The sequence below is a fragment of the Micromonospora sp. BRA006-A genome, assembly GCF_033433935.1.
Lineage (GTDB): Bacteria > Actinomycetota > Actinomycetes > Mycobacteriales > Micromonosporaceae > Micromonospora > Micromonospora aurantiaca.
Map to the genome: position 1 here is coordinate 6,028,891 of NZ_JANCLW010000001.1, position 13,224 is coordinate 6,042,114.

At 73.2% G+C, this 13,224-nt stretch carries 14 protein-coding genes; 2 read left to right on the forward strand and 12 right to left on the reverse strand.

All coding sequences use genetic code 11. The features are described from left to right. Window positions 1–12: 12 nt before the first annotated feature. Window positions 13–438 (reverse strand): hypothetical protein, encoded by a 426-nt coding sequence (locus NMK34_RS27550; protein ID WP_318335778.1) that lies wholly within the window; start codon window positions 436–438, stop codon window positions 13–15. A 190-nt stretch (window positions 439–628) separates the two neighbouring features. On the opposite strand from NMK34_RS27550, the gene NMK34_RS27555 reads away from it, so the two are divergent. Further along, window positions 629–1,048: a helix-turn-helix domain-containing protein gene (locus NMK34_RS27555; RefSeq protein ID WP_026268433.1), complete on the forward strand. Its 420-nt coding sequence runs from the start codon at window positions 629–631 to the stop codon at window positions 1,046–1,048. A gap of 21 nt (window positions 1,049–1,069) precedes the next feature. On the opposite strand, the gene NMK34_RS27560 is transcribed toward NMK34_RS27555, so the two are convergent. From NMK34_RS27560 to NMK34_RS27575, 4 genes are all read right to left on the reverse strand, one after another. Beyond that, window positions 1,070–2,149, reverse strand: coding sequence for a hypothetical protein (locus NMK34_RS27560; protein ID WP_318335779.1), 1,080 nt, complete (start codon window positions 2,147–2,149; stop codon window positions 1,070–1,072). Beyond that, entirely contained in the window at window positions 2,142–2,372 is a 231-nt protein-coding gene (locus NMK34_RS27565; RefSeq protein WP_318335780.1) for a heavy-metal-associated domain-containing protein, read from the reverse strand. Before NMK34_RS27565 ends, NMK34_RS27560 begins: the two co-directional genes overlap by 8 nt. Window positions 2,373–2,517: 145 nt before the next feature. Beyond that, window positions 2,518–4,635 (reverse strand): RecQ family ATP-dependent DNA helicase, encoded by a 2,118-nt coding sequence (locus NMK34_RS27570; protein WP_318335781.1) that lies wholly within the window; start codon window positions 4,633–4,635, stop codon window positions 2,518–2,520. Next, on the reverse strand, window positions 4,632–6,455 hold the full coding sequence (locus tag NMK34_RS27575) for a BTAD domain-containing putative transcriptional regulator (RefSeq protein ID WP_318335782.1): 1,824 nt from the start codon (window positions 6,453–6,455) through the stop codon (window positions 4,632–4,634). Before NMK34_RS27575 ends, NMK34_RS27570 begins: the two co-directional genes overlap by 4 nt. A gap of 141 nt (window positions 6,456–6,596) precedes the next feature. Between NMK34_RS27575 and NMK34_RS27580 the strand changes: the two genes are divergently transcribed. Further along, window positions 6,597–7,421, forward strand: a complete 825-nt coding sequence (locus NMK34_RS27580; protein WP_318335783.1) for a hypothetical protein — start codon at window positions 6,597–6,599, stop codon at window positions 7,419–7,421. 174 nt (window positions 7,422–7,595) lie between these two features. Here the strand turns inward: NMK34_RS27580 and NMK34_RS27585 are convergent, their stop codons facing one another. The 7 genes from NMK34_RS27585 to NMK34_RS27615 form a co-directional block, all read right to left on the reverse strand. Next, complete coding sequence (locus NMK34_RS27585) at window positions 7,596–8,705, reverse strand: branched-chain amino acid ABC transporter permease (protein ID WP_318335784.1); 1,110 nt, start codon at window positions 8,703–8,705, stop codon at window positions 7,596–7,598. Next, window positions 8,702–9,592 (reverse strand): branched-chain amino acid ABC transporter permease, encoded by an 891-nt coding sequence (locus NMK34_RS27590; RefSeq protein ID WP_013288704.1) that lies wholly within the window; start codon window positions 9,590–9,592, stop codon window positions 8,702–8,704. The genes NMK34_RS27585 and NMK34_RS27590 overlap by 4 nt, the downstream gene beginning before the upstream one ends. Then, entirely contained in the window at window positions 9,589–10,317 is a 729-nt protein-coding gene (locus NMK34_RS27595) for an ABC transporter ATP-binding protein (protein ID WP_318335785.1), read from the reverse strand. The genes NMK34_RS27590 and NMK34_RS27595 overlap by 4 nt, the downstream gene beginning before the upstream one ends. After that, on the reverse strand, window positions 10,317–11,060 hold the full coding sequence (locus NMK34_RS27600; protein ID WP_013288706.1) for an ABC transporter ATP-binding protein: 744 nt from the start codon (window positions 11,058–11,060) through the stop codon (window positions 10,317–10,319). Before NMK34_RS27600 ends, NMK34_RS27595 begins: the two co-directional genes overlap by 1 nt. A gap of 3 nt (window positions 11,061–11,063) precedes the next feature. Beyond that, window positions 11,064–12,266: a substrate-binding domain-containing protein gene (locus NMK34_RS27605; protein WP_262013138.1), complete on the reverse strand. Its 1,203-nt coding sequence runs from the start codon at window positions 12,264–12,266 to the stop codon at window positions 11,064–11,066. Window positions 12,267–12,482: 216 nt separating this feature from the next. Then, window positions 12,483–12,728, reverse strand: coding sequence for a hypothetical protein (locus NMK34_RS27610; protein ID WP_064446649.1), 246 nt, complete (start codon window positions 12,726–12,728; stop codon window positions 12,483–12,485). After that, the gene (locus NMK34_RS27615) at window positions 12,725–13,027 is read right to left on the reverse strand and encodes a DivIVA domain-containing protein (protein WP_318335786.1); all 303 of its coding nucleotides are present in this window, start codon (window positions 13,025–13,027) and stop codon (window positions 12,725–12,727) included. Before NMK34_RS27615 ends, NMK34_RS27610 begins: the two co-directional genes overlap by 4 nt. Between the last annotated feature and the right edge of the window lie 197 nt (window positions 13,028–13,224).

Genomic DNA, 13,224 nt, shown 5'->3' on the forward strand with positions numbered 1-13,224 from the left:
AGCGCGGCGGTCCTACCGCCCGCGCTCGCCCCGGTTGCGGTCGCTCCGGTCCAGCACCGACACCCGCTCACCGCGGTTCGATGCCCGCTCGCCGTCGTGCGACGCGCTCGGGAACGGCACCACCTTCCCGGGCTGCTCGGCGTTGCCGGCGGCGGCGAAGGCGTTCCACGAGATGTCCACGAGCATCCGCTTCAGCTCGGCGTGCCGGAGGGCGGCGTTGCGCTGCGACGCCATCCGCGTTCCCAGCACCACCGAGACCAGCGTGGTGCAGATGGCGCCGGTCGCGGCGATCAGGTGCACCCCGGTCGCTTCGCCTCCGCGTACCGCCAGCACCAGCAGCCAGATCCAGAAGCCGAGAGCGAACAACGCGGCCTTGGCCACGAAGAAGAGGCTCACCGCGCCGGGGCGATGCGGTACGGGACGATCCGGCTCGGCCATGCTTCTCCTCCGTTCGATCTCTGGGGTTCCAGCCCTCTTACCCGAAGCAGATTGCCCGAACCATGGTTCCGCATTTGATCGATCCGCCGTTCAGCCCTCCGGACCGATCAGTCAGTTACTTCTCCGGCCCGGCGTACTAGGCTCGATACGCGAGCCGGGCCACCGGAGGAGGGGGACAGATCCACCAGGGATGGGTTCCGCAGACGTTTCGCCACAGATGGCCTTCGCGCGCTTCGTACGCCGGGCCATCGACGCCGCGCGCGAGGAGCGCGGCTGGACGGTGACCGACCTCGCCACCCACACCGGTGTCGGCCGTTCCACTGTGTTCCGCTGGCTGGCCGGGGACTGGCAGGACTACCCCGAACTCGCGAAGGTCCGCGGCTTCTGCGCCGCCCTCGACCTGCCCGTGGCTGCGGCGTTCCGCGCGCTGGGCCTGCCCGACGCCGGGCCGGTGCCCCGCCGCCGGGGTGCTGAGGACGGCCCGGTGGAGGCCGACGTGCGCGTCATCCTGGATCGGCTCGCCGACCCGAACGTGCCCGCCGAGGAGAAGCACCACATCCGCGACCTGCTCCGCTACCTGGCCCGCCGCCCGGTCCGCCGGGCCGGCTGAGCGCCGGGCGGGCGACGGGGCTCAGGGCACCGTCAGCGTGAACTCGGCGGTCCGCACCACGCCGCCCACCTGGAAGTCCAGGAACATCCGGTAGCTACCCGGCCCCGGCGCGGTCAGCCAGAACGTCACGTCGTCGCCGTCGCGCACCGGCTCCGGGTGCACGTGCAGGTAACCCAGGTCGCCCTCGCGCAACGCCACCAGGTGCCCGTACGCCCCGAGGTACGGCTCCAGCGCCGCCGCCGCGCCGTCCGCGCCGGTGACCCGGAACCGCAGCGGCACCGACTTCCCGACCTCCGGCGTGCCCGCGTACCCGGCGGTGAATCCGTCGACGGTGGCCGACGTGGCGGCGGCGGGCAGCGGCCGGGGCCGGTACGCGCCGGACGCGGTCAGATCGGCGCCGAGCACCACGGCGACCTGGCGGCCGTCGTCGGCGACCGCGGTGAAGTCCGCGTACATCCGCCAGGGGCCCGCGTCCGGCGCCGTGATCGGCACCGACCAGGTGCCGTCGGCGGCCATCGTCGGGTGCAGGTGCCGATAGCCGCTGAGGTCACGCCGGACCATGATCACGTGCATCGGCTTGTCGTGCACGACGGCGAACCGGGTGACCGCCCGGCGCTGGTCGTCCCGGATCTGGAAGCGCAGCTCACCGGCGCGGCCCGCGACCAGCTCGGTCGACGGCACCAGCGTGTAGCCGGCCGAGGTGATCGACAACCCGGTCGCGCCGTCGCCGCCGCCCTGGGTGACCGTGGCGCCGTCGTGCGTGTGCGCGCCGGTGCCGGGTGAGTGGGCGTGCGTGCCGCCGTCTGATCCGCCCGTGGCCACCCCGACCGTGGCGCCGGCGGGCCGGGCCGGGCCGGCCGGGGCGTTCATCCGCCCGAGACCGAAGCCGAGCAGGACGGCGAGCACAAGGCCGCCCACCACCAGGGCCAGCCGCAGCGTCTCCCGGTCGACGGCGACGGGCCCGGCCGCCCCGGCCGAACCACTCGCACCGTTCCCGGACAGCGCCGCGTCCACAGACCGCGCCGCGGGAGCGCCGGAACCGGCCTCGGAGTCGTCGGGGACGACGCCGGTGCCGGACGTGACGGACGACGACTCAGGCACCGCCGCCGACCAGCTCGTAACCCGCCTCGTCCACAGCGGCACGCACGGACTCGACGGGCAGCAGCGCCGCGCTGGTGACAGTGGCGGTGCCGCTCGTCAGATCGATCCGGACCTCGTCGACGCCGGGCAGCGCGGACAGCTCCTCGGTCACCGCCTTGACGCAGTGTCCGCAGGTCATCCCGGTCACAGTGTACGTCTGGACGACTGGTCGCTGCTCGGTCATGACCCCACGGTACCGCCGCCCGGGTGCGGGCCCGACGACGGTCCGCCGACGGTGGTGACGCTCGCATTCCGGCCGGCCCGGGAACTTTCCGCGGCGGCCGGGAACCCGCCACGCACCGCCGGGAGCCCACCCGCGGCCGGACGGGTCAGCCGGCCACCGCGAGCGCCAGCGGCAGCACGTCCGGCGCGCCGGCCCGGCGCAGCAGCCGCGCCACCATGCCCATCGTCCAGCCCGAGTCGACCAGGTCGTCCACCAGCAGCACCGGCCCGTCCAGCCCCGCCAGCGCGCCGGCCAGGTCGTCGGGCAGGTGGAAGGCGTCGTGCAGCGCGCGTACCCGCTGGGCGCTGTTACCGCGCGGCCCGCCACCGCCAGGCCCGGCCGGGACGACGTGGCCGAGCAGCGGCAGCCGGCCCACGGCGGCGATCCGCTCGGCCAGCGAGCCGACCAGCAGCGGGCGCGTCCGGGAGCCGACCGCGACCACGCCCGCCGGCCGCCGGGGCCACGGGTCGTCGCCGTGCGCCCACGCCTTCAGCACCTCGACCACGGCGGCCACCACGTCGTCGGGCACCGGGCCGTCCGGCGCCTCCGGCCCGACCAGCCCGCGCAGCCGCCCGCCCCAGCCCAGGTCGGACAGGCGCCCCACGGCCCGGCCGGGCAGCGCCTGCTCCGCCGGGGGGATGCGGCCCTTCAGCGGTACGCCGACCGACTCCAACCCGGTGGGCCAGAGCTTCTTGGGCGGGATCGGCACGCCGGGGCGCCCGAGGAACGTCTGCGCGGCGGTCAGCGCCTGGTCGGTGACGGCTGCGTCGAACAGCGGGCCGACGCAGTTGTCGCACCGCCCGCAGTCCTGCGCCCCGGTGTCGTCCAGCCCTTCCCGCAGGTAGCGCATCCGGCAGCCGGACGTCGAGGCGTACTCCCGCATGGCCCGCTGCTCGGCGGCGCGCGCGTCGGCGACGCGCCGCAACCGGGCCTCGTCGTAGACCCAGGGCTCGCCGGTGGCGAGCCAGCCGCCGCGCACCCGGCGGACGGCGCCGTCCACGTCGAGCACCTTGAGCATCAGCTCCAGCCGGGCCCGGCGCAGGTCGACCACCGGTTCGAGCGCCTGGGTGGAGATCGGCCGTTCGGTGTCCAGCGCGGCGAGCACGGCGCGGACCTGCTCCTCGGGCGGGAAGGCGAGCGAGGCGAAGTACCGCCAGATCGCCGCGTCCTCCACGCCCGGCAGGAGCAGCACCTCGGCGTGCTCGACGGCCCGGCCGGCGCGGCCGACCTGCTGGTAGTAGGCGATCGGCGAGGGCGGCGCGCCCAGGTGCACGACGAAGCCGAGGTCGGGCTTGTCGAAGCCCATGCCGAGCGCGCTGGTGGCGACCAGCGCCTTGATCTTGTTGTCCAGCAGGTCCTGTTCGGCGGCCCGCCGGTCGGCGTCCTCGGCCTGGCCGGTGTAGGAGGCGACCGACCAGCCCCGGCCGCGCAGGAAGTCGGCCGTCTCGGTGGCCGCGGCCACGGTGAGCGTGTAGACGATGCCCGAGCCGGGGAGCCGGTCCAGGTGGTCGGCCAGCCAGGCCAGGCGGTGGGCCGGGCTCGGCAGCTCGAGTACGCCGAGGCGCAGCGACTCCCGGTCCAGCGTGCCGCGCAGCACCAGGGCGTCACCGAGTTGCTCGGCCACGTCCTGCGTGACCCGGGCGTTGGCGGTGGCGGTGGTGGCGAGCACCGGTGTGCGTTCGGGCAGGTTCGCCAGGAACGTGCGCAGCCGCCGGTAGTCCGGCCGGAAGTCGTGCCCCCAGTCGGAGACGCAGTGCGCCTCGTCGACCACGAGCAGCCCGGTGGTGGCGGCGAGCTTCGGCAGTACGCCGTCGCGGAAATCCGGGTTGTTCAGCCGCTCCGGGCTGATCAGCAGCACGTCGACGGCACCGGCGTGGATCTCGGCGGTGATCTCGTCCCACTCGTCCAGGTTCGCCGAGTTGATGGTGCGCGCCCGGATGCCGGCCCGGGCGGCGGACTCGACCTGGTTGCGCATCAGCGCCAGCAGCGGCGAGACGATCACCGTCGGCCCGTGCTGATTCTCCTCACGCAGCAGCGCGGTCGCCACGAAGTAGACGGCCGACTTGCCCCAGCCGGTGCGCTGCACGCAGAGCACCCGCCGCCGGTCGATCACCAGCGCCTCGATCGCCCGCCACTGGTCCTCGCGCAGCCGGGCATGGTCACCCGCCAGCCGCCGCAGCACCGCCTCGGCGCGCTCCCGGACGGCCATCCGATCCTGGCTCATCCGGCATTTCTACCAGGGAGGGCGGACGACTCCGGCGGGCCGGACGGCGACGTGGGCGCGGGCGTCGGCGCGGGTGGCAGGAAGATCAACAGCTCGCGCAGCGCATCAGTCGCCGCCGCCGGCAGCAGGCACCGTGCGGCCAGTTCCTCCATCGACGTGTACGGGCCGCGCATCCGCCGGTCGACCACCACGTGCTGCGCCTGCGACCGGGTCAGTCCCGGCAGCCCGGCGATCACCTGGTCCGGCACCGAGTTGACGTCCACCAGTCCGCCGTCGTCGTACGCGCGGGGCAGGTCGGGACGCCCGATGCGCAGGTCGTCCCGGGCCGACGGGTACTGGTAGAGCAGGTAACGGGCGTACTCCCGGCGCAGCCGGTTGCGATCGGCGTACGGCCGCCCCCGCCAGAGGCCGCGCAGCCAGGCGAGCAGCCGGCCGTTGAGCAGCACCACGTGCGGGACGCCCGCCACCCAGGTGGTCAGCCAGATCAGGATCACCGCGCCCTCGGTTCCGCTGACCTCCTCCGTCTCACTGCCGCCGACGACCACCGCGAACGTCACGGCCACCGTCAGGTAGCAGACCGCGGCGGCGACGCTGCCCCAGCCCCGGCGCCAGACCCCGTAGAGCAGCACCACCAGCCACGTGAGCATGCCGAACGAGAGCAGGGCGACGAGCGCGCCGCCCACGGTCGCGACGACGCTCAACCAGCCGGGCACACCGGATGGACGCCGGGACGGCGGCACGGGACCGATCAGCGGCGCGACAGGGGGCGAGACCCAGGGCGGCACGCCGGTCGGCGACTCACCGGGCGGTGGCGGCGGAAACGGACCACCCGGCTGCGCCGAGACGGTGAACTGCACCGGAACGGTGAGCTGCGCCGAGACCGTGGGCTGGGCCGGAGCGGCGGGCTGGGGCGGCGCGGTCGGCGGAAGCGGGCTCTCGGCCGGGCCGGTGGGCAGCGGCCGGGCCGGTGTCTCGGCGGGGGCCGGAAACGGCTCCGGGCCGCCCGCCCACCTCTCGCCGGGTCCGGCCGGACGACGCGGCGCCTGCGCCAGGAGATCCGGGTCGGCGCGCAGGATGCGCCGGTGCAGATCCTGGAGCGGCTCGCCCGGCTCGATGCCGTACTCGTCGCGGAGCAGCCCGGCGTAGTCGCGGTAGGCGGCCAGCGCCTCGGCCTGCCGTCCGCTGCGGTGCAGCGCCAGCATGAGCTGGTGGCGCAGCCGCTCCCGGACCGGGAACTCGGCGACCAGCTCGACCAGCCGGCCGACCAGCTCGCCGTGCCGGCCGTCGGCCAGCTCCAGGTCGACACGCGTCTCCAGGGCGACCGCGCGCAGCTCCACCAGCCGGTGCCGGGCCGCGTCGAAGTACGGCCCGGCGAACCCGGTGAACGGCTCCCCCTGCCACAGCTCCAGCGCGGTGCTCACCTCGGCGAGCGCCTCCTCCGTACGCCCGGCCACCTGTGCCGACCGCGCACGCCGCACGCCGCGCTCGAAGCGCACCGCGTCCACCGCCTCGGGCGGCACCTGCAGCAGGTAGCCGGCGTCGGTGAGGGTGAGCACCCGGGCCGGCGTACGCGGCGACCGGTCGGGTTCCAGCACCCGGCGCAGACCGGCCACGTGCTTCTGCACCACGTTGGGGCCGTTCACCGGTGCCTCGTCCGGCCAGACCGCCTCGACGATCTGCCCGCTCGGCACGGGACGGCCGACGGCGAGCAGCAGCACGGCCAGTACGGCCCGCTGCTTGGCCGGGCCCAGATCGATCTGACGGTCGGCGTACCAGGCCCGCTGCGGGCCGAGGAGTTCGAAGCGCAGCGCCTCTGACATGCGAGTTTCCGCCCCCGTGTCGGCTGCCGTCGCCCACTGTGGCCCACGGCAGTCGGACGGCAGCATATCGGCAGCGAGGCCGCCGTGACGTCTGACGATACTTACCCGGCAACAATCACCTGGGAAAGTGAGTCGAACACCATGACGCAGCGAAACGGTTCCGCCGGCAGCCTTCGGCGGATCGCGGCTCTCGCGACGGCCGTGCTGGCCACCGCCGTCCTGTCCGCCGGGTGCGGGACCGGGGACGCCACCGAGAGCGCCGGGCCGGCGCCGAGCCCGTCGGCCGACCCGAAGGCCACGCTGCTGGCCGCCGTGCCGGACGAGAAGGACCCGGCCTTCCGGTTCTCCACCATCGAGGGCGCGGACAAGTTCGACGGGGTGGTCGACCCGGCGACGCGCGGCCTCGAGCTGTCCATGTCGGAGAAGAGCAAGGACCCCGAGTTCACCATGGGGATGACCTTCCGCGTGATCGAGGAGGACATCTGGATGCGGGTCAAGATCACCGGTATGGCCGGCCTGCAGGACATGATGAAGCTGCCCAAGCGCTGGATGCTCCTGGACCGCACCAAGCTCGACGACGCCTCCGGCGTACCGGTCTACCAGAACGCCGACCCGGCCAACACGGCCGCCGTCATCCGGACCGCGGAGACGGTCGAGGACCGGGGCGACGGCACGTACGCCGGGTTCGCCGACCTGACCGCGAACGCCGACATCCGCGAGAGCTTCACCACGGTGGACGTGGCCGCGCTCGGTGACGCGGCGAAGAAGGTGCCGTTCACCGCTGTGGTCGGGCCGGACGGGAACCTCACCTCGCTGACCCTGGAGCTGCCGGCCGCGGGCAAGCAGAAGGCGATGAAGGTGGTCGCCAAGTACTACGACTTCGGCAAGGCGCCGAAGATCAGCGCGCCGACGGGCTCGCAGGTGCAGAAGGCGCCGGCGTCGGCGTACGAGATGCTCAACGGCTGACCAGGACGTACGCGAAGGGGCGGTGGCCACACGGGGGGCCGCCGCCCCTTCCGCGTGTCAGCGGCCGAGCACGTCGCCCCGGTCGATCATGAAGTTAGCGCGGCCGGACACGGCGTGTCGTGCCGTCAACTTCATGATCGACCGGGGCGGGGCGGGGGCGGGGGTCAGCGGGGGTCAGCGGGAGCGGCGGAGGGCGGTCAGGACGGGGGTCAGGCGGGAGCGGAGGCTGGCCAGGCCGCCGGGGAAGAAGTAGACGGCCAGGATGAACACCGTGCCCAGGACGAACAGGGGCTGGCTCAGCGGGTGACTGAGGAACGCGGGCAGGCTGTTCACCGCGTCACTGCTGCCGAACGCGGTGAGCCGGTGGTCCAGGTACATGTAGAGGACACCGCCGAGCACCGGCCCCCACCGCGTACCGGGGCCGCCGAGCACCACCATGACCAGCAGCGACAGCGTCAGCTCCGACGAGGTGATGTGCGGGCTGGCGCCGCCGACGATCAGCACGTAGACCACCCCACCGGCCGACGCGAGGCCGCCGGCCAGCGTGAACGCGACCAGCTTGAACCGGTACGGGTCGAGCCCCAGCACCCCGATCCGCCGCTCGTCGTCGCGCAGCCCGGCCAGCACCCGCCCGGTCGGCGAGGCGCTGACCCGGTGCACGACCAGGACCACTACGGCCAGGTACGCCAGCGCCAGCCAGTACAGGTTCACCGTGTTGGTGACGCCCACCAGGGCTGCCGGCAGCCCCGACACGTCCAGCGGCAGGCCCTCCTCGCCGCCGGTGAGGCCGCCGAAGTCACGGGCCACCAGGATCGCCCCGACCTGCGCGAACGCCAGCGTCACCATGGCGAACGCGATGCCCACCGTACGCAGGGCCACCGCGCCGAGCAGCGCGGCGAGCGTGGTCCCGCCGATCACCGTGAGCACGGCGGCCTGCCACAGCGGCAGCCCGGCCTTGGTGACCAGGATGTCGGTGCCGTACACACCGGCGGCGAAGTAGAGGGCATGGCCGAAGGAGAGCATCCCGGTACGCCCGAACAGCAGGTCGTATCCGGCCGCGAGCCCGCCGAAGACCAGGCAGATGGCGAGCAGTTGCAGTGTGCCGGGCGAGTTCAGCGGCCCCTCGAAGATCCCCGGCAGGTGCAGCGTGGAGTACGGCAGGATCGCCGCCGCCACCAGCGCCACGAGCGGCAGGTACGGGCGCAGCCCGTGCCAGCGGGCGCGGCCGGGGGTCAGCTCGTCGGGCACCTGCGCCGGAGGCGCGTCGACCACCGAGTTGGTCATGCGTGAGCCACCTTTCCGGCCAGGCCCTGCGGACGCAGCAGCAGCACCACGGCGAGCAGACCGACCACGCACAGGTCGCCCAGCCCGGACGTGCCGTAGTAGTTGACGAACTGTTGCAGCAGCCCCACCGCGACCGCCGCGTACGCGGACCCGACCACCGAGCCCATCCCGCCGATCACCACCACGATGAAGGCGAAGATCAACAGCGAGCCGCCCTGCCCCGGCGAGACGGTGCCGAAGTAGACGCCGCCGAGCGCGCCGGCCAGCGCGGCGGCGGCCCCGCCGATCGCGAAGACCAGCGTGAACGCCTTGCGCACGTCGATGCCGAGCGCCGTCACCATCTCCCGGTTCTCCACGCCGGCCCGGATGATCAGGCCGTACCGGGTCCAGCGCAGGAACGCCAGCAGCGCCCCGAGCACCACAGCGGCGGCGACGATCAGCAGCAGCCCGGCGTTCGGCACCTGCGCGCCGAGCACCGATGTCACGCCCCGGCTCCAGTCCGGGCGCGGGAACGGCCGCGGGTCGGCGCCCCAGGTGGCCTGGAGCAGCGCCACCCCGGCCAGCGACAGGCCGACGGTGACGAGCACCTGCTCGATGGTGCGGGAGTACAGCGGCCGGATCAGCACCAGCTCCACCAGCACCGCGACGAGCGAACCGGCTAGCACGCCGAAGACGACGGCGAGTACGAAGCCGAACCCGTCCGGCCCGGCGCCGGGCAGGTTGCCCGCCGCCCACCACGTCGCGTACGCGCCCACGCCGAGGAACAGCCCGTGCGCGAAGTTGAGCACGTCGGCGAGGCCGAACACGAGGGACAGGCCGGAGGCGACGAGGAAGTAGAGCGCCGCCAGGCCCAGTCCGGTCAGCGTCAGCAGGACCACGGTGTTCACGAGTGCACCTCCGCCGAGCCAACCCCGAGCAGCGACTTGGTCAGCGCGGTCTCCAGCAGCAGTTCCTGGGCGTCGCCGGTCCAGGCGACCTTGCCGGCGGAGAGCACCACCGCGTCGGTCGCCAGCCGCCGTACCACCGCCAGGTTCTGCTCGACCAGCAGCACCGGCACCGATTCCGCCACCCGTTCCAGCACCTCGGCCACCTCGGTCACCACCTTCGGCGCCAGCCCTTTTGTCGGCTCGTCGACCAGCAGCAGCCGGTTGTCGTTCAGCAGCACCCGGCCGATCGCGAGCATCTGCTGCTGCCCGCCGGAGAGCGAGCCGGCCCGTTGCCGTCCGCGCCGCTCAAGCTCCGGGAAAAGAGCGAAGACCTTGTCGTACGCGGGCGCGACGCCCCGCCGTTCGGCCAGCCGCAGGTTCTCCGCGACGGTGAGCGCGGCGAAGACGCAGCGGTCCTCCGGCACGTAGCCGAGGCCGTCGCGGACCAGCCGGTGGGTGGGGCGGGCGAGCAGGCTGCGCGCCCCCATGCGTACGCTGCCGCGCACCTCGCCACCGCGCGGCGTCAGCCCGACGATCGCGCGCAACGTGGTGGTCTTGCCGACGCCGTTGCGCCCGAGCAGCACCGTGACGCCGGTGGGCGCGACCTCGAACGACACCCCCTGGAGGATGTGCAGCCCGGCGATCCGCACGGACAGGTCCGCCACGGACAGGACAGGTTCCGCCATCAGAGGGCCTCCCCCAGGTACGCCTCCTGCACGGTGGCGTTCGCCATCACCGTGTCCGGGGTGTCGCAGGCCAGCAGCGCGCCGTGGTGCATCACGGCGATCCGGTCGGCCAGTTCCAGGATCACGTCCATGTGGTGTTCCACCATGAGCACCGCCCGGCCGCTGTCGCCGGTCAATGACTTGATCACGCTGACCAGCTCGGGTACGTCCTCGGCGCTCACCCCGGCCATCGGCTCGTCCAGCAGCATCACCCGGGGCTCACCGGCGAGCAGCAGCGCGATCTCCAGCTTGCGCTTCTCGCCGTGGGCCAGGGTGCCGGCGAGCGCCGTACCCCTGTGGTGCAGGCCGACCCGGTCGAGCGCCGCGTCGGCGGCGGCGGCCACCTCCCGGTCGGCCGCCGCCCGCCGCCACAGCTTCATCGAGCCACCCCGGTGTGCCTGTACGGCGAGCCGGACGTTCTCCCGCACGCTCAGCGAGCCGAAGACCGAGGACGCCTGGAAGGTACGCCCCAGTCCGAGCCGGGCACGCCGGTGCGGCGGAAGCGCGGTGATGTCCGCGCCGTCCAGCAGGACCGTGCCCTCGGTGGGCCGGCGCAGGCCGGTGATCAGGTTGAACAGGGAGGTCTTGCCGGCGCCGTTGGGCCCGATCACGCCGAGGAACTCCCCCGGCGCCAGATCGAGGTAGACGGAGTCGACGATGGCGACCTCACCGATCCGCCAGGTCAGACCGCGGGTGGCGAGCACCGGTCAGCCCTTCATCTGCGCGACAGGCGGCGCGCTCTCGTCACCGGTGAGCGACTTCTGAGCGGTCGCCGTGAAGGTGGTGCCGCTGCCGGAGAGCTTCGCCTGGTACATCGGCTGGAGCAGGGCGTGGTCCTCGGCGCGGATCTTCATGGTGCCCTTGACGCCCTCGAACTCCCAGCCCTCCAGCGCCTTGACCATCTTCTCCACGTCGTCGCCGCCCTCCTGCACGGCGCGGACGACCATCTGCGCGGCAGCGAACCCGTCCGGGTGGAACAGGTCGAGCGTGCCGCCCGGCACCTTCGCCTTCGCGGCCTTGGCGGCCTCGGTGTCGCTCGCGCCGTCGAAGTAGTGCGACAGGAACGAGATCTTGCTGCCCGCCGCGCCGAACGTCGGCCACGAGGCGCGGATGTCCAGGCCGGTGACGACAGTGGTGGAGGCGAGAACGCCCTGCTGGTCGAGCGTCTGCCACATGGCGCCGGCGGTGGTGCCGGCCCAGGCGACGAAGAGCAGGTCCGGCTTGGCGGCCTTGATCTGGCTGGCGAACGGCGTGAACTCGGTGGCACTGGCCGGGGCCCGGACGCTGCTGACGTTCGCGCCCGCGCCGCCGATGACGGCCTTGACAGCGGCCTCGTTGGCGTCGCCGAACGCGCCGTCCTGCGCGAACACCACGACCTTCTTGCCGCCCGCGTCGCCGATGAACGACCGGGCGGTCACCACGTCCTGCCAGGACTGCCGGCCGGAACGGAACGTGTACTTGTTGGCACCGGTCACCGCGTCGGTGGCGGCCGGGCCGGAGATGAACAGCACCTTGTTCTGCGCGGCGATCGGCGCGACCTGGAGCGCCACCCCGGAGGAGGTGGACCCGGCGATGATCTTCGTACCCTTGCCGATCAGGTCCTTCGCGGCGGACACGGCCTTGGCCGGGTCGCCCGCGTCGTCGGCCTCGGTCACCTCGATCGTGCGGTCACCGACCTTGCCGGTGCCCTTGGTGGCGAAGTCGAGGCCGGCCTTGAAACCTTCGATGTACTGCTTGCCGTAGCTGGCGAGCGGCCCGGACTGGGAGTAGACCAGACCGACCTTGACCGGGGCGGCGTCGCCGCCGCCGGATGCGGTGTCCTGCGGGCTGCCACAGGCCGTGGCGGCCAGAGCGACCGCCACCGAGGTGGCGGCGGTAAGGAACACCCGTCGCGTGTGCCGGATCGTCATTGCGACTCCAGGTGAGGACAGGGGGAATGTCAGTTGTCGGCTCACGCTAGAAGTGACGTCACCCACGGGCTATGTGGTCGGCGCACACAAGTACCCGTGACGGGATGGCCGCACGTTACAACGGCGGACATCGCCACGTAACCGCACCGACCCGGGATGGCCACACCCACCACGCACACCTCCCCGGCAATGTCGTCCCACGCCATCGCGCGCCGGTCACCGCCCGCCGCACTCCCCGTCGTGGTCGGCCGCCCGAGCGCACCGCCGTCCGCCGTCGCGCGGGCGGTCACACCAGACCCAGTGGCGTACGGACTGCTCGTCCTCCCGCGACACGGTCGTCCCGGCGCGCTCCACGTCGGCCAGGAACCCGAGCGCCCGGCAGATGGCCCGCGCGAACCCCCGCGCGCCGTCGAGGTCGGCCGCGAGCACCGGCAGGTGCACGACGAACCGCTCCCGGCTCACCGCTGCGCGCCCGGAGTGAACCGGGACTGCCAGCTCTTGAGCGCCTGTTTGATGCGCGTGTTCTCCTCGGCGTAGCGGGACGCGTCGCGCCGGGCCAGCGCCAGGTCACCCGCCACCCGATAGAGGAAGGCGTGCACCTCCGCCGGGTCGAGCCCATGCCGCACGGTGCGGAACCGCCGATCGCGGATCTGCCCGACGCTCAGCGGCCGGCACGAGTCCGAGCGGTACCAGCCCTGGTTGGGCGGCCCTCCCTTGCCACGTCGCCGGGTTGGCTGGAACAGGTTGAGCACGTTGCGCACGCCGATCCTCCTCACCGAGCCGTGGAGGCGGCCCGCCCGCAGACAGGGGACGCGGGCGGGCCGCCGACCCCGAGACCGCAGCCCGTTCGGCGGTACGACCCCGGAGCCCAATCCGGGTCCGACTCCCGAGGTTTGCCGAACCAACCGGAGCCGGACGCGGGTCAGCCTACCCAAAATACCTGTGTAGGTCGAGCGTC

Excerpts from the sequence above, each read along its gene's own strand:
- NMK34_RS27580 (WP_318335783.1), top strand. The coding sequence starts at position 6,597 with ATGACGCAGCGAAACGGTTCCGCCGGCAGCCTTCGGCGGATCGCGGCT.
- NMK34_RS27555 (WP_026268433.1), top strand. The coding sequence starts at position 629 with ATGGGTTCCGCAGACGTTTCGCCACAGATGGCCTTCGCGCGCTTCGTA.
- NMK34_RS27565 (WP_318335780.1), bottom strand. The coding sequence starts at position 2,372 with ATGACCGAGCAGCGACCAGTCGTCCAGACGTACACTGTGACCGGGATG.
- NMK34_RS27595 (WP_318335785.1), bottom strand. The coding sequence starts at position 10,317 with ATGGCGGAACCTGTCCTGTCCGTGGCGGACCTGTCCGTGCGGATCGCC.
- NMK34_RS27570 (WP_318335781.1), bottom strand. The coding sequence starts at position 4,635 with ATGAGCCAGGATCGGATGGCCGTCCGGGAGCGCGCCGAGGCGGTGCTG.
- NMK34_RS27550 (WP_318335778.1), bottom strand. The coding sequence starts at position 438 with ATGGCCGAGCCGGATCGTCCCGTACCGCATCGCCCCGGCGCGGTGAGC.
- NMK34_RS27605 (WP_262013138.1), bottom strand. The coding sequence starts at position 12,266 with ATGACGATCCGGCACACGCGACGGGTGTTCCTTACCGCCGCCACCTCG.
- NMK34_RS27575 (WP_318335782.1), bottom strand. The coding sequence starts at position 6,455 with ATGTCAGAGGCGCTGCGCTTCGAACTCCTCGGCCCGCAGCGGGCCTGG.
- NMK34_RS27585 (WP_318335784.1), bottom strand. The coding sequence starts at position 8,705 with ATGACCAACTCGGTGGTCGACGCGCCTCCGGCGCAGGTGCCCGACGAG.